This is a genomic window from Pseudomonas sp. W2-17, from assembly GCF_041060445.1.
Taxonomy (GTDB): domain Bacteria; phylum Pseudomonadota; class Gammaproteobacteria; order Pseudomonadales; family Pseudomonadaceae; genus Aquipseudomonas.
Genome location: NZ_JAUFNS010000005.1, coordinates 43000 through 62069, shown reverse-complemented (window position 1 = coordinate 62069; position 19070 = coordinate 43000). Strand labels below are relative to the sequence as shown.

Annotated in this window: 21 protein-coding genes and 1 other RNA gene; 14 read left to right on the top strand and 8 right to left on the bottom strand. The window is 60.1% G+C overall.

What is annotated here, in order from left to right:
* The first annotated feature begins 57 nt into the window (after nucleotides 1-57).
* From QWI20_RS07720 to QWI20_RS07695, 6 genes are all read left to right on the top strand, one after another.
* The gene (locus tag QWI20_RS07720) at nucleotides 58-2016 is read left to right on the top strand and encodes an acyltransferase family protein (RefSeq protein ID WP_369304953.1); all 1959 of its coding nucleotides are present in this window, start codon (nucleotides 58-60) and stop codon (nucleotides 2014-2016) included.
* Nucleotides 2017-2086: 70 nt separating this feature from the next.
* On the top strand, nucleotides 2087-3553 hold the full coding sequence (gene ubiD / locus QWI20_RS07715) for a 4-hydroxy-3-polyprenylbenzoate decarboxylase (RefSeq protein ID WP_122534102.1): 1467 nt from the start codon (nucleotides 2087-2089) through the stop codon (nucleotides 3551-3553).
* A complete protein-coding gene (locus QWI20_RS07710; RefSeq protein WP_369304952.1) occupies nucleotides 3553-4521 on the top strand; it encodes a CDP-6-deoxy-delta-3,4-glucoseen reductase in 969 nt (322 codons plus the stop codon). Before ubiD ends, QWI20_RS07710 begins: the two co-directional genes overlap by 1 nt.
* Nucleotides 4522-4732: 211 nt before the next feature.
* Nucleotides 4733-5407 carry a gamma-glutamylcyclotransferase gene (locus QWI20_RS07705; protein ID WP_192171483.1) on the top strand — a complete coding sequence of 225 codons (675 nt, stop codon included), beginning with the start codon at nucleotides 4733-4735 and terminating at the stop codon, nucleotides 5405-5407.
* 75 nt (nucleotides 5408-5482) lie between these two features.
* Entirely contained in the window at nucleotides 5483-5677 is a 195-nt protein-coding gene (locus QWI20_RS07700; RefSeq protein ID WP_369304951.1) for an antitoxin, read from the top strand.
* A complete protein-coding gene (locus tag QWI20_RS07695; RefSeq protein ID WP_369304950.1) occupies nucleotides 5667-5933 on the top strand; it encodes a type II toxin-antitoxin system RelE/ParE family toxin in 267 nt (88 codons plus the stop codon). The genes QWI20_RS07700 and QWI20_RS07695 overlap by 11 nt, the downstream gene beginning before the upstream one ends.
* 50 nt (nucleotides 5934-5983) lie before the next feature.
* On the opposite strand, the gene glpT is transcribed toward QWI20_RS07695, so the two are convergent.
* Nucleotides 5984-7333, bottom strand: coding sequence for a glycerol-3-phosphate transporter (gene glpT, locus QWI20_RS07690; RefSeq protein WP_369304948.1), 1350 nt, complete (start codon nucleotides 7331-7333; stop codon nucleotides 5984-5986).
* A gap of 217 nt (nucleotides 7334-7550) precedes the next feature.
* Between glpT and QWI20_RS07685 the strand changes: the two genes are divergently transcribed.
* Entirely contained in the window at nucleotides 7551-8540 is a 990-nt protein-coding gene (locus tag QWI20_RS07685; protein ID WP_369304947.1) for a hypothetical protein, read from the top strand.
* Here QWI20_RS07685 and QWI20_RS07680 read toward each other — a convergent pair.
* On the bottom strand, nucleotides 8537-9679 hold the full coding sequence (locus QWI20_RS07680) for an acyltransferase family protein (protein WP_369304946.1): 1143 nt from the start codon (nucleotides 9677-9679) through the stop codon (nucleotides 8537-8539). The genes QWI20_RS07685 and QWI20_RS07680 overlap by 4 nt on opposite strands.
* Before the next feature lie 252 nt (nucleotides 9680-9931).
* On the opposite strand from QWI20_RS07680, the gene QWI20_RS07675 reads away from it, so the two are divergent.
* On the top strand, nucleotides 9932-10567 hold the full coding sequence (locus tag QWI20_RS07675) for an energy transducer TonB (RefSeq protein WP_369304945.1): 636 nt from the start codon (nucleotides 9932-9934) through the stop codon (nucleotides 10565-10567).
* Between the two features lie 63 nt (nucleotides 10568-10630).
* Here QWI20_RS07675 and QWI20_RS07670 read toward each other — a convergent pair whose 3' ends face one another.
* Entirely contained in the window at nucleotides 10631-11608 is a 978-nt protein-coding gene (locus tag QWI20_RS07670; protein ID WP_369304943.1) for an NADPH:quinone oxidoreductase family protein, read from the bottom strand.
* 135 nt (nucleotides 11609-11743) lie between these two features.
* Here QWI20_RS07670 and QWI20_RS07665 point away from each other — a divergent pair, with 135 nt between their 5' ends.
* Nucleotides 11744-12154 carry a flagellar basal body-associated protein FliL gene (locus tag QWI20_RS07665; protein ID WP_192171367.1) on the top strand — a complete coding sequence of 137 codons (411 nt, stop codon included), beginning with the start codon at nucleotides 11744-11746 and terminating at the stop codon, nucleotides 12152-12154.
* A gap of 15 nt (nucleotides 12155-12169) precedes the next feature.
* Here the strand turns inward: QWI20_RS07665 and QWI20_RS07660 are convergent, their stop codons facing one another.
* Nucleotides 12170-12619, bottom strand: coding sequence for an EVE domain-containing protein (locus QWI20_RS07660; RefSeq protein WP_369304942.1), 450 nt, complete (start codon nucleotides 12617-12619; stop codon nucleotides 12170-12172).
* 193 nt (nucleotides 12620-12812) lie between these two features.
* Between QWI20_RS07660 and QWI20_RS07655 the strand changes: the two genes are divergently transcribed.
* Nucleotides 12813-12962: a hypothetical protein gene (locus QWI20_RS07655; protein WP_346628097.1), complete on the top strand. Its 150-nt coding sequence runs from the start codon at nucleotides 12813-12815 to the stop codon at nucleotides 12960-12962.
* Nucleotides 12963-13011: 49 nt separating this feature from the next.
* Here QWI20_RS07655 and QWI20_RS07650 read toward each other — a convergent pair whose 3' ends face one another.
* From QWI20_RS07650 to QWI20_RS07635, 4 genes are all read right to left on the bottom strand, one after another.
* Entirely contained in the window at nucleotides 13012-13641 is a 630-nt protein-coding gene (locus QWI20_RS07650) for a 5-formyltetrahydrofolate cyclo-ligase (RefSeq protein ID WP_369304941.1), read from the bottom strand.
* Between the two features lie 101 nt (nucleotides 13642-13742).
* Nucleotides 13743-13921: non-coding RNA, 6S RNA (gene ssrS / locus QWI20_RS07645), on the bottom strand.
* 31 nt (nucleotides 13922-13952) lie between these two features.
* Nucleotides 13953-14276: a cell division protein ZapA gene (locus QWI20_RS07640; protein WP_065987460.1), complete on the bottom strand. Its 324-nt coding sequence runs from the start codon at nucleotides 14274-14276 to the stop codon at nucleotides 13953-13955.
* Nucleotides 14273-14482, bottom strand: a complete 210-nt coding sequence (locus QWI20_RS07635; RefSeq protein ID WP_037016503.1) for a TIGR02449 family protein — start codon at nucleotides 14480-14482, stop codon at nucleotides 14273-14275. The genes QWI20_RS07640 and QWI20_RS07635 overlap by 4 nt, the downstream gene beginning before the upstream one ends.
* Nucleotides 14483-14631: 149 nt before the next feature.
* On the opposite strand from QWI20_RS07635, the gene QWI20_RS07630 reads away from it, so the two are divergent.
* From QWI20_RS07630 to QWI20_RS07615, 4 genes are all read left to right on the top strand, one after another.
* The gene (locus tag QWI20_RS07630; protein WP_369304940.1) at nucleotides 14632-15189 is read left to right on the top strand and encodes a YecA family protein; all 558 of its coding nucleotides are present in this window, start codon (nucleotides 14632-14634) and stop codon (nucleotides 15187-15189) included.
* Nucleotides 15190-15269: 80 nt separating this feature from the next.
* Nucleotides 15270-16604 (top strand): Xaa-Pro aminopeptidase, encoded by a 1335-nt coding sequence (pepP, locus tag QWI20_RS07625; protein WP_369305153.1) that lies wholly within the window; start codon nucleotides 15270-15272, stop codon nucleotides 16602-16604.
* Entirely contained in the window at nucleotides 16601-17788 is a 1188-nt protein-coding gene (gene ubiH, locus QWI20_RS07620; protein ID WP_369304939.1) for a 2-octaprenyl-6-methoxyphenyl hydroxylase, read from the top strand. Before pepP ends, ubiH begins: the two co-directional genes overlap by 4 nt.
* Before the next feature lie 49 nt (nucleotides 17789-17837).
* Entirely contained in the window at nucleotides 17838-19058 is a 1221-nt protein-coding gene (locus QWI20_RS07615) for a 2-octaprenyl-3-methyl-6-methoxy-1,4-benzoquinol hydroxylase (protein WP_369304938.1), read from the top strand.
* Nucleotides 19059-19070 lie beyond the last annotated feature (12 nt).

Genomic DNA, 19070 nt, shown 5'->3' with positions numbered 1-19070 from the left:
CCGGACACCATTTTTTTTGCCCTTTTCCGTAGACCTCTCCCGCAGGCAAGGAGTGTTATGCACACGTTTGGCAATCGCCGTGATATCGATGGGCTGCGGGCCCTGGCCGTGGTCCCGGTGCTGTTGTTTCACTTCGGTCTTGGGCTGAGCGGCGGCTTCGTCGGCGTCGATGTGTTCTTCGTCATCTCTGGCTACCTGATCACGTCCATCATTTTCCGTGAGATCAGCGCAGGGCGGTTCAGCTTCGTCGATTTCTGGGCCCGTCGCGCGCGGCGTATCGTCCCCGCGGTGACCGTCGTCGTGCTGGCCACGCTGGCGTTTGGCTGGATATTGCTGACGCCCAAGGACTACGCCGAGCTGGGCCGGGAAGTGCGCTATCAGTCGATGTTCATGTCCAACCTGCTGTTCATGCGGCAGGACGGCTACTTCGATTCCGCGTCAGACTTCAAACCGCTGCTTCACACCTGGTCGCTGGCGGTGGAGGAGCAGTACTACATTTTCTTCCCGCTGCTGATGGTGCTGGCGACGCGGTACGTGCGGCACTGGCGCTGGTTGCTGCTCGGCTTGTTGGTGCTGTCGTTCGGGCTGAACATCTGGGCGATCAAGCACAAGCCCGAGGCCGCGTTCTTTCTGCTGCCGATGCGTGCATGGGAGCTGCTCTGTGGTGCGATGCTGGCCGTCGCGCCTGCGCCCAAACGTCCGCTGCCGAGCGGGGTGTACCAGACGATCAGCCTGAGCGGCTTTGCGGCGGTCGTGCTGGCGATGCTGAGCTTTGACAAAACCACTCAATTCCCCGGCTGGGCGGCGCTGCTGCCGGTGCTGGGCACGACTGCGATGATCTGGGCCAACGGTCATCCCGCGTCATGGGTCGGGCGCTTACTGAGCATCAAACCGCTGGTGGCCATCGGGCTCATCTCCTACTCGCTGTACCTGTGGCATTGGCCTATCCATGTCTACGCCAATGCGATTTCCGCCGACGGCATTTCCGACCTGGAAGCGGTCGGCTGGATCCTTCTGGCCGGCGCCCTTGCCTGGCTGAGCTGGCGCTTCGTCGAGCTCCCATTCCGTGAACGCCGCTTACTGGCCGGCCGCAAGCCGGTGCTGATTGGCGGCCTGCTGACCCTGGCCGTGCTGGCGCTGGTAGGACAGGCGGTGCACTCCAGTGATGGCGTGCCGCAACGGATGTCGGGTCAGGCGCTTGCCTATGCACAGTCGCAGGAATGGGATGCCGGGCAGATGGACTGTTTCCTGCTCGGATCAAAGCACAGCAAGGGTCTGGACAAGCTCTGTCGAGCGGGTAGCAGTGTGGATGCGACACCGTCCCATCTCATCTGGGGCGATAGCCATGCGGCGGCTTTGTGGCCTGGCGTCAGAATCGCGGCCGAGCAAGCGCACCTGCCTGTCTGGCTGGCGAGCATGAGTGGATGCCCGCCTCTTGTCAGCACTGCAACCAGTACGCGCTGTCAGGACTTCAACGCCCTGAACGTCGAGCGCGTTCGAACGCATAAAATTCCCGATGTCACCTTGGCCGCGCGCTGGAGCTTGTACATCTATGGGCTGGAGGGCGGTGACAAGGGCTACGTGCTGCTGAAACGGGAATCCATTGCTCAAAACCAAGCGTATTTCGCGGACGCTTTGAAAGCGCAGGTCGCCGAATTGCGTGCAGCCGGCGCCCAGGTCTGGCTGTTCAAGGAAGTGCCACAGCAACGCAAGGGCGCGATCGAGAGATTGAGTAGCCTGGCCAGGGTCGGGCGTTCAGCGGCAGAGGTTGGGCGGCCGGCGGCGGAGCTCGATGCGCGACAGGCGTTCATCAATCAGCTGTTCGCCACGCTCAGCCAAGCGGATGCGGGCGTTCACCTGATTGATCCAAAACCGCTGCTGTGTGAGGGCGGCCTGTGCCGTGCCGAAGTTGACGGGCGTTCGCTGTACAAGGACGAGGATCACCTGTCGGATCTGGGCGGCGAGAAGATGCAGCCGCTGTTCACGCCGGTATTCCGCGCAACACCGCGCATTTGAGTTGGACACAAGCTGCCGTCTGCGGTCAGAGCAGGTAGGATGTGCATCTATTTGGTGAGTGGCCGGGTTAATGAAATTCAAGGATCTACGGGATTTCGTGCAGCAGCTTGAGCAGCGCGGAGAGTTGAAACGCATTCAGGTGCCTATTTCCCCTGTACTGGAAATGACCGAAATCTGCGACCGGACCCTGCGCGCCAAGGGGCCAGCGCTGCTGTTCGAAAAGCCGACGGGTTTCGACATTCCGGTGCTCGGCAATCTGTTTGGCACGCCTGAGCGCGTCGCCATGGGTATGGGCGCCGAGTCGGTGTCCGAGCTGCGCGAGATCGGCAAGCTGCTGGCCTTTCTCAAGGAACCCGAGCCGCCAAAGGGCCTGAAAGACGCCTGGTCCAAGCTGCCCATCTTCAGAAAAGTCATCGCCATGGCGCCGAAAGTCGTCAAGGACGCCCCGTGTCAGGAGATCGTGATCGAAGGCGACGACGTCGACCTCGGCATGCTGCCGGTACAGACCTGCTGGCCCGGCGATGTGGGCCCGCTGATCACATGGGGTTTGACCGTCACTCGCGGGCCTAACAAGGAACGGCAGAATCTGGGCATTTACCGCCAGCAGGTGATCGGCCGCAACAAGGTGATCATGCGCTGGCTTAGCCACCGCGGCGGCGCGCTGGATTTCAAGGACTGGTGCGACAAACACCCGGGTCAACCATTCCCGGTCTCGGTGGCCTTGGGCGCAGATCCCGCTACCATCCTCGGCGCCGTGACGCCGGTGCCTGACAGCCTGTCCGAATACGCATTCGCCGGCCTGCTGCGTGGCAACCGTACCGAATTGATCAAGTGCCGTGGCAACGACCTCCAGGTCCCGGCCAGTGCGGAGATTGTCCTCGAAGGCGTGATTCATCCCGGCGAAATGGCCGATGAGGGACCGTACGGCGACCACACCGGCTACTACAACGAGGTCGACAGCTTCCCGGTCTTCACGGTCGAGCGCATCACCCATCGTATCAAGCCGATTTACCACAGCACCTACACGGGCCGACCGCCTGACGAGCCCGCCATTCTGGGCGTCGCGCTGAATGAAGTGTTCGTGCCGATTCTGCAGAAGCAGTTCCCCGAGATCGTCGACTTCTACCTGCCACCCGAGGGTTGCTCGTACCGCATGGCGGTTGTGACGATCAAGAAACAGTATCCCGGCCATGCCAAGCGCGTGATGTTGGGTGTCTGGTCGTTTCTGCGACAGTTCATGTACACCAAGTTCGTTATCGTCACCGACGACGACATCAATGCCCGTGACTGGAATGACGTCATCTGGGCGATCACCACGCGCATGGACCCCAAGCGCGACACGGTGATGATCGACAACACGCCGATCGATTACCTCGATTTCGCCTCGCCGGTCTCCGGTCTGGGCTCGAAAATGGGGCTCGATGCCACGCATAAATGGCCGGGCGAAACCACCCGTGAATGGGGTCGCGCTATCGTCAAGGACGAAGCGGTGACCCGCCGGATCGATGAAATCTGGACTCAGCTGGGAATTGATTGATGCGTGTAACCTTGCAGCCATCGGGCGCAGTCATCGAGACATTGCCGGGCGAACGGATCCTCGACGCCGCTCAGCGTCTGGGCTACGAATGCCCTCAGAGCTGTCGCAACGGCAATTGCCACATCTGTTCCGCGCTGCTGGTTGAAGGCAGCGTCGAGCAGGCGGGAGAAATCCGCAACCACGGCGAAATCTATACGTGCCTGGCGGTGCCGCAGGAAGACTGCGTCGTGCTGTGGGACAGCGTGTTGGCGCTCGGCGCGTTGCCGGTGCGCACGTTCGCCTGCCAGGTCAGCGAATGTGTGGAAGTCGGCGGCGATGTCTGGCGGGTGATGCTTCGTGCGCCTGCGGGCAAACCGCCGCGTTATCACGCCGGTCAGTACCTGATGATCCATCGGGACGACGGCGAGAAATCGGCATTTTCCATGGCCTCGGCGCCGGAGAGCGGGCGAGATCTGGAATTTCACGTGCTCGCCCGCGAGGCAAGTGCGCAAAATCTGATCAAGCAGTTGCAGCGCGATGGCATGGCGCGGGTTGACCTGCCCTTCGGTGATACTCATCTGGGCGAATTGCCCGATGGCCCGCTGGTATTGATCGCGGCAGGCACCGGTATGGGGCAAATGCACAGCCTGATCGAGCATTGCCGCTCTAAAGGTTTTCCGTATCCGGTGCATGTGTATTGGGGAATGCGCCGTCCGGAAGATTTCTATCAGCTCAGGCACTGGGATGAATGGCAGACGCTGCCCAACCTTTTCCTGCACAAGGTCGTCAGTGATCTGTGCGGTTGGGAAGGGCGCTGCGGCATGCTGCACGAGGCGGTCTGCGAGGACTTCAGCGATCTGAAGTCGCTTTATGTGTACGCCAGCGGTTCACCGGCGATGGTCTATTCGACCCTTGATGCGCTGGTGCTGGCTGGCATGGATGCGCATCAGATGCGTGCCGATGTTTTCGCTTACGCGCCGAGGCCCTGAAGCGCAGCCACTCGCCGAGCTGGATGTGGACAGCGTATTGCATGACTGTTTGTCAGATATCGGTTTTTCCGACGTGACCCATGCGCCGGTGGCCGAGTCACAACGTCACACTGCCTGCGATGCCGTCTGATTGTTCATTCGTTGTTGCCAGACCCGTTTCATGAGTGTTCAGCGTTGCACCGGCGTCAGCCTTGCCGGTGGGGGGAACCAGATGGGGAATCAAATCAATATCCTGGCGGGAGCTGTTCATGACGGCCTGGGGTTGTCCTACCCGCCGGTCATCGATCTTGGGCCGAAGCTCACCCGAGAACAGCTGCTTGCCTCCATCCACGCCACGATGAGCCGTCACCAGGGCGGCCCGATCTGGTTGTTCGCGTACGGATCATTGATCTGGCGGCCCGAGTGCAGCGCCGTCGAACGTCAGCGCGGTCGGGTCCACGGCTATCATCGCGGCCTCTATCTTTGGTCCCATGAACACCGCGGCACGCCCGAGCAGCCAGGGCTGGTATTCGGTCTGGACCGAGGCGGCTCCTGCAGCGGATTTGCCTACCGATTGCCCGAAGACAATATCGACGAATCGCTGCTGGCGTTGTGGCAGAGAGAAATGCCGTTCCCGTCCTACCGCCCACACTGGCTCAACTGCCGACTTGAAGACGGCACCAAGGTGCAGGCTCTGGGATTTGTGCTGGAGCGGCATTTGCCCAGTTACGCCGGCAACCTGCCCGACAGCGTGCTCACCCAAGTGCTGGCCAATGCCAGCGGGCGGTACGGGACCACGTGGGAATACGTCGAACAAACCATCCACGCACTGCGCACCCACGCCATGCCGGACCTGAGCCTGGAGGCGCGGTTCAAGCGGTGTAAGCCGGTGTTGTTGGCGATATAGCATTTGGTCACGATCTTCCGGTCAGGCTTGCGCGCGAGACGCTAGACTGCATCGAAACCCCCTGAGGAGTTAATCATGAGTGCTCGGCTTTCTCCGCTTGTGTCGGAGTTCGAATCAAAAGAGCAGGCTGCGCGTTATGACGCGTGGCTCCGTGCAAAGGTGCAGGCTTCGGTAGACGATCCAAGACCTAACGTCGCGCATGATGAAGTCATGGCAAAACTGAAAGCGAGACTGGCCGCCAAGCGCGACAAGCGTAGCGATGATCGTTGAGTGGCGCCCGGAGGCAGTCGCCGATCTGTGGGAGATACTTGAGTATATTGATGAGCGAAATCCACAAGCGGAGGAGCTTTATGCTGAAATTGAGAGAGCTACTTCAGCACTGCCTGAGCATCCTTACCTTTACCGCTTAGGTCGCGTGCTCAATACCCGCGAAATCATTGTCCACCCCAATTACCTGGTTATTTACCGACTAACAGATCGGATCGAGATCCTGAGCGTCCTTCACGCTCGCCAGCAATACCCTTGAAATGGATAGGGCTTGATCAGCGCACTGACCAAGCCTTTTCCGTTTGAGACTTAAGCCATTTCCTCTCGCGACTGGCTCGCCACCCGCGTATGGCGCAGCGTCGGCACCAGGAACGCTATTGCGAGGATGCAAGCGGACACCAGCAGCACGAAGCCGCCGTCCCAGCCGAAGTGGTCGACTGTGTAGCCCATCAGCGCGCTGGCGGCGACCGAACCACCGAGATACCCGAACAGGCCAGTGAATCCCGCTGCCGTGCCGGCTGCTTTCTTCGGTGCCAGCTCAAGGGCCTGCAAGCCGACCAGCATGACCGGGCCGTAGATCAGGAAGCCGATAGAGACCAGAGCAATCATGTCGACGGTGGGGTTGCCTGGCGGATTGAGCCAGTAGACCAGCGTCGCAACGGTCACCATCGCCATGAACACAATCCCGGTCAGGCCACGGTTGCCACGGAAGATCTTGTCGGACATCCAGCCGCACAGCAGCGTGCCCGGAATACCTGCCCACTCATAGAAGAAGTACGCCCAGGACGTCTTATCGACGTCGAAGTGCTTGGCTTCTTTCAAATACGTTGGCGCCCAGTCCAGCACGCCGTAACGCAGCAGGTAAACGAACACGTTGGCCAGCGCGATGTACCAGAGCATTTTGTTGCGCAGGACGTATTTGACGAAGATCTCTTTGGCGGTGAATTCCTCTTCGTGGCTCGCGTCGTAGCCTTCCGGGTAGTCGTTCTTGTAGTCCTCGACCGGCGGCAAGCCCACGGACTGCGGGGTATCACGCATGGTGACGAAGGCGAACAGAGCGACAAACAGGGCAACCGCCGCAGGCACATAAAATGCGGCGTGCCAGTCGTTGGTCCAGCCGAGTCCGAGCAGGAACAGCGGGCCGATCAAGCCACCGCCGACATTGTGCGCCACGTTCCACACCGACACGACGCCGCCACGTTCCTTCTGCGACCACCAGTGCACCATCGTGCGTCCGCTCGGCGGCCAGCCCATGCCCTGGGCCCAGCCGTTGATGAACAGCAGAATGAACATGATTGTCACGCTGGACGTCGCCCAGGGCGCGAATCCGAACACGAACATTACGAGCGCGGAAATCACCAGCCCGAAGGGCAGGAAGTAACGCGGGTTGGAGCGATCAGACACCAGCCCCATCAGGAATTTCGATAGCCCGTACGCAATCGCAATCGCCGAGATCGCAAGCCCCAGTTGACCGCGGGTATATCCCTCATCGATCAGGTAGGGCATGGCCAGCGAGAAATTTTTGCGTAGCAAATAGTAGCCGGCGTAGCCGAAGAAGATGCCGGCGAAAATCTGCCAGCGAAGGCGGCGGTAGGTGGAGTCGACACGCTCCTCAGGCAGCGGAGCCTGATGTGCGGCAGGGCGGAAAAAGGCAAACATCGGGACACTCCATTTATTTTCTTGTTATGCGAATCCGAATATTACATTTTCGTTACAGAAAATAGGAAGGCTTCTCATCGGATAATAAGGGCGTAAATACGGGACGAGAGGGAATTCCTTTGCGAACATCGCGTTTGTGCCGTGCTGCCCACAGGTGGGTTTCGGTGCGTGGGACAGGTAAAGTGCGCGCTCATGGGCTCACGATTGGCAAATCGACATGCAGTCACCCCCGCTTGGGATTCGGAATCAAAAGATCATCATTCTGTGCCGCGATGTCGGCGGATACCTTGGCCGGCTCAGCCGCTTTCTCGGCAAGTCGAACGACGTTGTGTTCATTGACCTGACCCAAGGCGCGAAGGAGCTGCCCTGGCTTCCGGGGAAAATGCGGCGATGGCTGAAAAAGTACCTGATCGTGCGGCGTGCCACGGCTGCGATCCGGGCAGCAGGGGATGTCGACGCGTTGCTGGTGGTGAACCCGAGTCAGCTGGATCAGGGCCTGGTCCTGCAGGCCCAGGCTGCGGCAACGCTTACCGTCGCGTATCTGTCTGACGGGATTGCGCGATTGTCGATGCCGATCGATCAACTGGCGACCTTCGACAAGGTCTACACCTTCGATGGCGCTGATGCTCACGAGTATCAACTGCGCAAGCTCTACAACTACATCTACGAAGAACACGCCGATTTCAAAACGACGTCCGACTTCAAGGCGTTCGTCGTGATGGGCGGCAAGCACCGCGTTGATGTGCTCGGCCGGGTGGCTCAAGCGTTTGAACAGCTGGGCTACACCAGCACCTGCAAATTCCTGGTGCAAAGCAAACCGGTGCCCGGTGCCAGTCCTTTACTGACCTTCTTTCGCCAGCGCATGGACATCGATGAAACGGCCGAATACGTCAGGCGTTCGGAAATACTGATCGATATCGTCCGGCCGGGCCACGCGGGTTTGAGCTTCCGTTTTTTTGAAGCGCTGCTCTACCGCAAGAAAATGATCACCAACAATCCATCGGTGGCGGATTACGACTTTTACGATCCGCGCAACATACTGATCATCGACAGCGAGCACCCCGTCATCCCTGATGTGTTCATTAACGGGGAATACGTGGACCCGCCCGAAGAAGTCGTGCAGCGGTACAGCATGGCCAGTTGGGCGAACGAGGTGTTCAGTTCAGCCCCGGCTATCCCGCATCGGTTACCCGTTACCGAGCCTTAAGCATTCGGCTGGATTGCTTTGTTGCTCGGCGATGCCTTGCGCAGGAACGGGTGCTCGATGCACCAGTACGTTGCGACGCTGATGCTGCTGGTCAGCAGGATGATCATCGGTAAGTACAGCGCGTAGCTGAGCGGGTCCGGCATGGCGAAGTCGTACGCGCCCAGCAGGCTGAACACGCTGTAGATGACGATGCCGTGCAGCAGGTAAATGCTGAAGCTCGCTTCGCCCAGAATCTTCAACCCTCGAATCTCCAGCACCCCGTGCAAGCTGTTGCCGAGTACGAACAGCGCAAACGGGATGCCGAGGATCAGCATTTGTAGCGTTGAGTACGATTTGAGTTTCATGCAGATCAGCAGTATCGCGACCGCTACCAACGTGCAGCGTACGCCCGTGAAGTCGATTTTCCACTGGCGCATCCGGTCTTCAAAGACCGCCACCGCGATGCCGACAGCAAACAGTTTGATGAACCGGTTGTGAAAGTGATGGTGGTACTCGCCCCACAGGCACGCCAGCGCAATCAGCGCGACCACGACGGCCATACCGGGGAGCTTGCGCCGAAGCAGGCAATACAGCACCGGCAGCGACAGGTAGAAGACCGCTTCATAGAGCAGCGTCCACTGCACCGAGGCGTTGATACGCACGGTGTCCGGAAAACCATTGAGGGGGCTGCCGATGAACATCACCCATCGCCCGAGCGCCTTGACCGTGTCCATGACCGGCGCGCTGATGCCTGCGGACTGGTACAGCGCGATGGCCGTAATCAGCGCGACGCTGAAGAGGTACATCGGGAAGATTCGCCGTACCCGTGACGACAGAATCTGACGCCATTTTGGCTCGCTTCGGTAGATCTTCGCGGTAAACAGGTAACCGGTGATCATGAAGAACAACGACACCGGTACCGTTCCCATGTTGTTCAGCACACGGCTGTCCGTGGTTTCCCAAGCGCCGTTGACGTGCCAGTAATAACTGACCATGAAGTGGTGAACAATGACTGCGGTTGCGAGCACGCCTCGCAGCCCGTCCAGCGACGAAACGCGATGAAGCGCGTCTCTGGAGAGGATCGGCAGGCGCCGGGTGGCGAAGCAAAATATCGCGATCGACAGCGCGTACAACGTGATCAAAAGCAGAGTGACGGTCATCAACACGGGTCCGCAGTTCGTATGGGAGTCGATACCGAATGACTCGTGTTCGGTATGTATCGGCCGTGAAATATACGGAACACATCAGGCGCCGTCGCGGGTTGTTTAGCGGCGTGTTGATTTTGGGACCGATCCTACGCAGCCCTGGGAAGTCATGAGCTATTGCCGCCGGAGAACAGCACACAAAATGCGCGCCAGCCTTTTGCACCCGCGCAGGAGGCAGACGGGAGAAGCGCGCAGGCGATGGCAGTGATGAGCAGGTGGGTCTTACGGCTGATGTTCGCGGTATGTATAGGCGCCCATGCAGATGAGCACAGTGTGGAGTTTGATTACCGCAGGGCGCCTGCCTGGCCGTATTCGCTCTCAAAATCGGGAATATCCGGGTGGGTCGTCTACGACCTGAAGGCGCACCATGATGGACGGGTTTCCGAGCCTGAGGTGCTGGACAGCTCGCATCCTCTGTTTTCCCTCGCCGTCGTAAAGGTGGTGCCAACGTGGCGCGTAAAACCCTGGGTCGTCAGTGAGCAGCGTCCGGCAGTCATTTCGCTGCGTCAGGAGCATTACTTCGTCCACCCGCGTGAAGGAAATGCTCACGTGCCTTGGCTGCATCGGAGTCTGCGCCACCTGTCCTGCGCGAAATTCAACAAACGCTTCGAAGACTTCCAGCAGAACTCGTCTGATCTTGAACAGGTGGAGATGAGCGTGTTCCGGCACACCTACAGCGTGCTCGCGAGGGTGGCGACTTACAGAAAGCTGGTCGACGAGGAAAGGTTCGCGCTGGGGGATGCGCTGGCAGATGCAGTTCCGGAGGTCATTCAGCGCTGCCGGGCGAATCCGGAACTGCGTTACAAGGACGTGTTGCCTGATCAAGTGAGGAGGATGCTGTGAGCCGTGCAGAGAACTACGCAAAGTCAGCTCCGTTTCTTCAGAACAGGTCGATCCCGATGCACGCTACCTGACGCTAACCACGACTTTGCCAACTGCTTTTCTCTGCGCCAGTGATTCAATGGCTTCCCCGGCCTGCTCCAGCGGGTAAACCTTCGACACCAGCGGCTTCAGCCTGCCCTCACTGAACCAAGTGAACAGTTGCTGGAAATTCGCGGCATTGTCTTGGGGCTGGCGTTGGGCAAATGAGCCCCAGAACACACCTACAACCGAGGCACCTTTCAACAGCGCGAGATTGACCGGCAGTTCGGGAATGCGACCACTGGCGAAGCCGACCACCAGCAATCGACCATTCCAGGCGATGCCGCGAACGGCTTGATCAAAAAGGTCACCGCCCACGGGGTCATAGATAACATCGACGCCGTTGCCGTTGGTGAGGCGTTTGATTTCATCTTTCAGATTGCTTTCGCTGTAGTTGATCAACTCGTCGGCGCCTGCATTTTTGGCGACCTCAAGCTTGTCTGCGCTGCTGGCGGCGGCGATCACGCGAGCGCCCATGGCTTTGCCGATCTCAACCGCGGCGAGGCCAACGCCTCCGGAGGCGCCGAGGACGAGCAGTGTTTCGCCTGCCTGCAGATTGGCGCGCTGTTTAAGGGCGTGCATGGAGGTGCCGTAGGTCATGCTGAAGGCGGCGGCGGTGGTGAAGTCCATCGTTTCGGGGATGGGCAGGACGTTGTAACCGGCCACGGCGATCTGTTCAGCGAAGCTGCCCCAGCCGGTCAGCGCCATTACTCGGTCACCGACATGAACATGGGTCACCTTTTCGCCAACGGCCGTCACAACGCCCGACGCTTCACCTCCGGGAGAAAACGGAAAAGGCGGCTTGAACTGGTATTTGCCTTCGATGATCAGCGTGTCCGGGAAGTTGACCCCGGCAGCGTGCACGTCCAGAAGGATCTCGTTTTTCTTCGGCTCCGGGCTGGAAATGTCCTCCAGCACCAGATCTGCAGCGGGACCGAAGGCTTTACACAGCACGGCTTTCATCGAGGGCTATTCCTTTTTCGGGGATGGCCGATAAGTACAGGTAGCGAGGTTGTGGGGTCAATGAGCATGGCCCGGCCTGATAGGCGTGCATAAGCTGAAGTAAGCTATGCGGCAAAACGGATTGAGGAGCGGACTGTGAAAGCGTGGATTGTTATGTTGATGGCATTGTCGATGCCGGTTGTGGCGCTGGCCGAAGAAGGCGGCGAGAAAGAAGATCCTAACAAGGTTTCCTACGTGGCGTTGACGCCACCCTTCGTAGGCAACTACGCGCTGGACGGTAGCCCGAAACTACACGTCTATAAGGCCGACGTCGCCTTGCGGGTGACCGGCGCCGAAGCTCAGAAACTGGTTAAGCAGAACGAGCCGCTGATTCGCAACCAGTTGGTGGCGTTGTTCACTCAGCAAACGGTCGACAGCATGGGCAACGTCGATGCCAAGGAAAAACTGCGTCAGGAAGCCTTGAAGCAGACCCAGCAAGTGCTGACCCAGGAAACCGGCAAGCCCGTGGTCGACGATCTGCTGTTCAACAACTTCATTGCCCAATAACGCGGCGTTCTGAACTCAGCGCAGGCCCAGCACGGCCGCCCATTGTTCGTCCGTCACCGGCATGACGGACAAGCGGCTGCCTTTCTGCACCAGAGGCATCTGCTCCAGTGCGGCTTGTTGCTTCAGAAAACTCAGCCCCAGCACGTTTGGAAACACCTCGACGAATGCCACATCAAGAGCGCTCCAGGGGTTTTTCTCCTCGGTGGCTTTGGCGTCGAAGCAGGGGCTTTTGTCGTCCAGTGCGGTGGGGTCGGGGTACGCGGCCTTGACGATTTCTCCGATGCCGGCGATCCCGGGCTCGGGGCAACTGGAATGGTAGAAAAAGAACTGATCACCCACGGCCATCGCGCGCAGAAAGTTGCGGGCCTGATAGTTGCGGACACCGTCCCAGCGCGTCTGCCCGAGCTTTTTAAGCCCGCTGATCGAGAGTTCGTCAGGCTCGGATTTCATCAGCCAATAGGCCATTTACAAGGCTCCTGCACAGGTGTTGGGAAAGTTGTCCTACGTTTTGATGACAACCCGACAGTCGGCTGGCGTCAGTATTTGCGTGTTGCGTCACGTTGCCGCAGAATGCCGGCATTTTAAGGGCTGCACGATCTGGCAGCCTGTTTAAACGTTATCGATTTTAGATTCTGATTCGTTACAAAGGGGACGATGAATGCGACGCAAGCCGGATGTACTGTGGGTTTTGGCAATTTTGTTCGGCTTGGGAATCGTCACCACCGGTTACGCGCAAAGTCTGTGGGCCGCCAAGGCAGACGCTCCGGTTGAAATCACTCAGCAACAGCAGCCATTGTCCCGCCGCTAAACCGCTTTCGCAGGGCGCTTTCCTCTCAGGAGCGCGCCTTGCCGACGATTCATCCCGCCACATACCAACGCTTATCCGTCACCGTTCCTGCCAACGGAACATCCCAACTGGCGACCGCCAGCTTCGCGACTTTCTGACACTCATGGGCCAGTCCCAATAGCACCGGCTTGCGCCAGGTTTTACGACGCGCGAGATAAGCCAGGCTGCGGTCATAAAAGCCGCCACCCATGCCAAGACGTCCGCCTTGCGGATCGAATCCCACGAGCGGCATCAACACCAGATCCAGTGTCCAGATTTTGCGCTGTCGCTTGGCATTGATGCGGGGCTCCGGGATATGGAACCGGTTCGGCTTGAGCTTCTCCCTCGGATGCACGCGCTGGAACACCATTTTCGTTCGCGGCCAGGCGCTCAGCACTGGCAGGTAGGTGGCCTTGCCGCGTTTTTGAGCGGCACGAAGCAGCAGGCACGGGTCGATCTCACCGTCCATCGGAAGATAGAGAGAAACGTGCCGGGCGCGGCGAAACAGAGGGTTTTGCGCAAGTTGACGGTACACACCCTGCGCCGCCTGTCGCTGTTCTGCCGGGCTGAGCGCGCGACGATTATGGCGAAGCAGCCGACGCAACTGTGGGCGAGTGAGGCTTGAAGGATCTGGGAGGGGAGCGGCGCCGGATGAGGCCATGCTGGCGGGTCCGTAAGGCTTTGGAGGGTGATGTCGTGTAATCAGGCAGATTCACGATGCCCACCGCCAGACGGGGCGCCTGGCGATGGGTAGAAGGTTCGAGACTCCCCGACGAACCGCTGTCGGTGTAGCCCTTGAACCCGAAAGTTCAAGGTGGAGATTGCAGGAGGTTTTAAGGCTTTCCGTCGAGCGGACATGCACACCAACCCCAACGTGCAACCCCCGTGGTTGTGCGTATCGGCTCAGGGACATGACCGACTGGCAAGCACTCCAGGGAGCGGTCGCAAGTATACCGAATCATGTCCGAACAATCAGCCTTGTGCTTTATCCGAATCCGTGGCAAGGACCAGGTCTACACGGTCCAGCAAATCGCGAACCTGCTCGCTGTTGGCACCATTTGCCTGCGCCTTTGCGGGTGGCAGTTCCTGTTTGTGCAGAAGGTCATGGGTAATGTTCAGTGCGGCCATTACCGCAATACGGTCGGCGCCGATGACTTTGCCGCTGCTGCGGATCTCGCGCATTTTGCCGTCCAGATAACGCGCGGCGCTGACCAGATTGGTGCGCTCCTCTTGCGGGCAGATGATCGAATATTCTTTGTCGAGGATTTGCACGGTGATGCTGTTGCCATTACTCATGAGTCTTGCTCCAGGGCCTTGAGGCGCGAAATCATGGACTCGACCTTTTGCCGGGCGATTTCGTTTTTTTCAATGAGTTGAGCGCGTTCCTCGCGCCAGGATTTTTCCTGAGCTAATAGGAGTCCGTTTTGACTTTTTAGTTGCTCGACACGATTGATCAATAACTCCAGTCGAGCCATCAGCGCTTGCAGGTCGTTGTCTTCCATTGTTTTCCACTGAATACTTTCAGATGAGTGGTGCAGGCGCTGGCGTCTGGATTCGCCCCGGACATCGCCTGATAGCTTGGGCGCGTCTGCCGGTGCTACGATACAAGGCCTTCATTCTAGACATTGCGCCGCCTGGCGCCTAGTTGCCCATGCCTATTCAGAATTCCCCGTACAACGGCTTCGCCACCCTGCTCGCCAGCAGTGGTCATCACGTATCGCCTGCCGAATTGCACGGCCTTTTGCTCGGTCGCAGTTGCGCCGGCGCAGGCTTTGATGCTGAGGAGTGGCTGGCCGACGCTCACCTGCTGCTGGAAACAGAGCCTGACGACAAAGTGCGCCAGGCCCTGATCGGCCTGCAGGCAATGGTCAAAAGCGAACTGACCGGCGACGACATGACCGTCGTGTTGCTGTTGCCCGGCGATGATGAGCCTCTGGCTACGCGCACCGCCGCCATGGCCCAGTGGTGCCAGGGTTTCCTCAGCGGCTTCGCCCGGGTCGGTGGTCAGTCGCTGAGCGATGATGCCAGGGACGTGCTGCAAGACCTGGCCGCCATCGCTCAGGTCCACGATGCGCTGGACGAGTCCGAAGACGGCGAGAGCGACTACATGGAAGTGATGGAATACCTGCGCGTTGCGCCGTTGCTGCTGTTCACCGAGTTCAACCAGAAAACCGCCGCCGAAGACGAAGCCAAGCCGTCTTTGCACTGACAGCGCGTCATCGCCGCTTCGGCCATGCCGCCCTTGCGCGGCGTGGCCGAAGCGCACTTCCCGGAGTACCGCACTTGCCCATGATTCATATCCCGAAAGCCGAATATGCCCGCCGCCGCAAGGCGTTGATGGAGCAGATGGAGCCCAACAGCATCGCCATTCTGCCAGCGGCGGCTGTGGCCATTCGGAACCGGGACGTTGAACATGTGTACCGCCAGGACAGCGACTTTCAGTACCTGAGCGGCTTCCCCGAGCCTGAAGCGGTGATCGTGTTGATCCCCGGGCGCGAGTACGGTGAGTACGTCCTCTTCTGCCGTGAACGCAATCCCGAGCGCGAGCTGTGGGACGGCCTGCGCGCGGGTCAGGATGGTGCGATGCGCGAGTACGGCGCCGACGATGCCTTCCCGATCACCGACATCGACGACATCCTGCCCGGCCTCATCGAGGGTCGCGATCGGGTGTATTCGTCCATGGGCAGTAATCCTGAATTCGACCGGCACGTGATGGAGTGGATCAATGTCATCCGCTCCAAGGCGCATCTGGGCGCGCAGCCGCCCAAAGAATTCGTCGCGCTGGATCACCTGCTTCACGACATGCGCCTTTACAAATCGGCGGCTGAAGTGAAGGTCATGCGTGAGGCCGCGCAGATCTCGGCCCGAGCCCACGTGCGGGCGATGCAAGCCAGTCGCGCCGGGCTCTACGAGTTCAGCCTGGAAGCGGAGCTTGATTATGAATTTCGCAAGGGCGGCGCAAAGATGCCGGCCTATGGCTCCATCGTCGCGTCGGGACGCAACGCCTGCATCCTGCATTATCAGGAGAACGATGCGCTGCTCAGAGACGGCGATCTGGTGCTGATCGATGCCGGTTGCGAGATCGACTGCTACGCCAGTGACATCACCCGTACCTTCCCGGTCAGCGGCAAATTCTCCGCTGAACAGAAAGCGATCTACGAGGTGGTGCTCAAATCCCAGGAAGCGGCGTTTGCGGCGATCAAACCCGGCAATCACTGGAATCAGGCCCACGAGGCGACGGTTCGCGTCATTACCGAAGGGCTTGTTGAGCTGGGGCTGCTGCGAGGCGCGGTGGATGAACTGATTGCTGCCGAAGCGTACAAAGCTTTTTACATGCACCGCGCTGGACACTGGCTGGGCATGGACGTGCACGACGTCGGCGAATACAAGGTCGGCGGCGAATGGCGTGTGCTGGAGGCCGGGATGGCACTGACGGTCGAGCCCGGCATTTATGTGTCCCCGGACAATCAGACCGTTGCCAAGAAGTGGCGCGGGATTGGCGTGCGAATCGAGGATGACGTCGTAGTGACCAAAAAAGGCTGTGAAATCCTGACGGGCGACGTGCCAAAAACCGTTGCCGACATCGAGGCCCTGATGGCCGCTGCGCGAACCCAAGCCGCATGAGCCGCTTTAATCTGGCCATCGTCGGCGGCGGGCTGGTCGGCGCAAGCCTCGCTCTCGCCCTGCAAGCCGGGGCGAAGGCGCGCGGTTGGAAAATTGTCCTGATCGAGCCGTTTGCGCCTGGCGACACGTACCAGCCCAGCTACGACGCGCGCTCTTCGGCGCTGTCTTTCGGCGCGCGGCAGATCTACGAGCGCCTGGGCCTGTGGCAGCAGATCAGCCGCCGCGCCGAGCCGATTCTCAAAATTCACGTTTCCGACAAAGGCCGGTTCGGCGCAGCGCACCTGTCTTCGATGGAGGAAGGCGTTCCCGCCCTGGGCTATGTGGTTGAAAACGCCTGGCTGGGCCAATGCCTGTGGCAGGCGCTGGACAAGGACGTGATCAGTTGGCGCGTGCCGGCCGAGGTCACGCACATGCAGGCGCTGCCCGATGGCTACCAACTGACCCTGAACGACGAAACCCAGCTCACCTGCGACCTGGCGGTGCTGGCCGACGGTGGCCGTTCCAGCCTGCGCGAGCAGTTGGGCATTGCCGTGCGACACACGCCGTACGATCAAACCGCGCTGATTGCCAACATCACGCCGGGAGACGCACACGGCGGTGAGGCCTTCGAGCGGTTTACCGAAAATGGCCCCATGGCGTTGCTGCCGCTCCCGGACAACCGCTGCGCACTGGTCTGGACGCGCACCGGTAATGACGTTCAACGGCTGATGGCGCTGGACGACCGAAGCTTCCTGGCGGAGTTGCAGGGCGTCTTTGGCTACCGGTTGGGTGCGCTGAAACAAGTGGGTGCGCGGCATAGCTATCCGCTGGCGTTGATCGAAGCCGAAGAGCAGATCCGCTCGCATCTGGTGGTGCTCGGCAACGCGGCCCACAGTCTTCACCCGATTGCGGGGCAGGGCTTCAACTTGTCGCTGCGCGATGCGGCCTCCCTGGCCGAATCACTGCTCGCCAGCGAAGCACCGCTGGGCGATCTGTCGACGTTGCAGGCCTACCGCGAGCGCCAGCGCGTTGATCAAAAACTGACCGTCGGCTTTTCGGATCAAGTCACCCGGCTTTTCAGCAGTCAGCAATCCTTCGTCACGGCAGGCCGTAACCTGGGTCTCCTGGGCCTGGATCTGTTGCCGTCCGCCAAGAGCTGGTTCGCCCGTCAGGCCATGGGCCTGGGAACGCGAAGCGATGTCTGAACACTCCATTCATTCGTGGCCTTCGCCACAACCGAGAACGATTTAAAGCATGGAAACGCGCGCAGATCTGCTGATTGTCGGGGCCGGGATGGTGGGGAGCGCGCTTGCACTGGCGCTGCGCGACAGTGGGCTGAACATCCTCGTGGTGGATGGTGGTCCTCTGACGGTCAAGCCGTTCGTGGCCGACGCGCCATTCGAGGCGCGGGTCAGCGCGCTGTCCATCGCCAGTCAGCGCATTCTCGAGCGGCTGGGCGTCTGGGAAGGCATCGTTGCGCGGCGCGTCAGCCCTTACAGCGACATGCACGTGTGGGATGGCAGCGGCACGGGCAAGGTGCATTTTTCTGCCTCCAGTGTTCACGCTAACGTGCTCGGGCACATCGTCGAAAATCGCGTGATGCAGGATGCACTGGTCGAACGTCTGCATGACAGCAACATCGGTTTGTTGGCCGATGCGCGTCTGGAGCAGATGCGTCACTCCGGCGATGATTGGCTCCTGACGCTGTCCGATGGCCGCACATTGCGCGCGCCGCTGGTGGTCGCGGCCGATGGCGCCCACTCAACCGTGCGGCGCATGACCGGCACCGCGACGCGGGAATGGGACTACCTGCATCACGCCATTGTGACGAGCGTGCGCACGGCGGACTCGCACCGCAAAACCGCTTGGCAGCGCTTTACAGACGACGGCCCGCTGGCCTTTCTGCCGCTGGATCGAGAGGGTGAGCATTGGTGCTCCATCGTCTGGTCGGTGACACCGGAGCAATCCGAGCGGTTGATGAAGCTCGATGACGAACGCTTCTGCCGTGAGCTGGAGAATGCGTTCGAAGGCTGTCTCGGGCAGGTGATCTCGGCTGATTCGCGGGTTTGCGTCCCGCTGCGTCAACGCCATGCCAAGCGCTATGTGGCGCCGGGCCTTGCGCTGATCGGTGATGCCGCGCACACCATCCATCCATTGGCGGGGCAGGGCGTGAACCTGGGCTTTCTCGACGCAGCGGTGCTCGCCGAAGTGCTGCGCGGTGCGGTCGAGCGTGGGGAACGTCTGGCCGATGAGCGTGTGTTGAGCCGTTACGAGCGTCGGCGCATGCCGCATAACCTGGCGTTGATGGCGGCGATGGAAGGCTTCGAGCGGCTGTTCCAGGCCGATGCGCTGCCGGTTCGTTTGTTGCGCAATGCCGGGCTGAAGATGGTCGATCATTCTGCAGAAGCCAAAGCATTGTTTGTGCGCCAGGCCTTGGGGCTGACCGGGGACCTCCCCGAGTTGGCGAAGCTCTGACGGCACAGCACT

Excerpts from the sequence above, each read along its gene's own strand:
- QWI20_RS07720 (WP_369304953.1), top strand. The coding sequence starts at position 58 with ATGCACACGTTTGGCAATCGCCGTGATATCGATGGGCTGCGGGCCCTG.
- ubiD (WP_122534102.1), top strand. The coding sequence starts at position 2,087 with ATGAAATTCAAGGATCTACGGGATTTCGTGCAGCAGCTTGAGCAGCGC.
- QWI20_RS07710 (WP_369304952.1), top strand. The coding sequence starts at position 3,553 with ATGCGTGTAACCTTGCAGCCATCGGGCGCAGTCATCGAGACATTGCCG.
- QWI20_RS07705 (WP_192171483.1), top strand. The coding sequence starts at position 4,733 with ATGGGGAATCAAATCAATATCCTGGCGGGAGCTGTTCATGACGGCCTG.
- QWI20_RS07700 (WP_369304951.1), top strand. The coding sequence starts at position 5,483 with ATGAGTGCTCGGCTTTCTCCGCTTGTGTCGGAGTTCGAATCAAAAGAG.
- QWI20_RS07695 (WP_369304950.1), top strand. The coding sequence starts at position 5,667 with ATGATCGTTGAGTGGCGCCCGGAGGCAGTCGCCGATCTGTGGGAGATA.
- glpT (WP_369304948.1), bottom strand. The coding sequence starts at position 7,333 with ATGTTTGCCTTTTTCCGCCCTGCCGCACATCAGGCTCCGCTGCCTGAG.
- QWI20_RS07685 (WP_369304947.1), top strand. The coding sequence starts at position 7,551 with ATGCAGTCACCCCCGCTTGGGATTCGGAATCAAAAGATCATCATTCTG.
- QWI20_RS07680 (WP_369304946.1), bottom strand. The coding sequence starts at position 9,679 with ATGACCGTCACTCTGCTTTTGATCACGTTGTACGCGCTGTCGATCGCG.
- QWI20_RS07675 (WP_369304945.1), top strand. The coding sequence starts at position 9,932 with ATGAGCAGGTGGGTCTTACGGCTGATGTTCGCGGTATGTATAGGCGCC.
- QWI20_RS07670 (WP_369304943.1), bottom strand. The coding sequence starts at position 11,608 with ATGAAAGCCGTGCTGTGTAAAGCCTTCGGTCCCGCTGCAGATCTGGTG.
- QWI20_RS07660 (WP_369304942.1), bottom strand. The coding sequence starts at position 12,619 with ATGGCCTATTGGCTGATGAAATCCGAGCCTGACGAACTCTCGATCAGC.
- QWI20_RS07655 (WP_346628097.1), top strand. The coding sequence starts at position 12,813 with ATGCGACGCAAGCCGGATGTACTGTGGGTTTTGGCAATTTTGTTCGGC.
- QWI20_RS07650 (WP_369304941.1), bottom strand. The coding sequence starts at position 13,641 with ATGGCCTCATCCGGCGCCGCTCCCCTCCCAGATCCTTCAAGCCTCACT.
- QWI20_RS07640 (WP_065987460.1), bottom strand. The coding sequence starts at position 14,276 with ATGAGTAATGGCAACAGCATCACCGTGCAAATCCTCGACAAAGAATAT.
- QWI20_RS07635 (WP_037016503.1), bottom strand. The coding sequence starts at position 14,482 with ATGGAAGACAACGACCTGCAAGCGCTGATGGCTCGACTGGAGTTATTG.
- QWI20_RS07630 (WP_369304940.1), top strand. The coding sequence starts at position 14,632 with ATGCCTATTCAGAATTCCCCGTACAACGGCTTCGCCACCCTGCTCGCC.
- pepP (WP_369305153.1), top strand. The coding sequence starts at position 15,270 with ATGATTCATATCCCGAAAGCCGAATATGCCCGCCGCCGCAAGGCGTTG.
- ubiH (WP_369304939.1), top strand. The coding sequence starts at position 16,601 with ATGAGCCGCTTTAATCTGGCCATCGTCGGCGGCGGGCTGGTCGGCGCA.
- QWI20_RS07615 (WP_369304938.1), top strand. The coding sequence starts at position 17,838 with ATGGAAACGCGCGCAGATCTGCTGATTGTCGGGGCCGGGATGGTGGGG.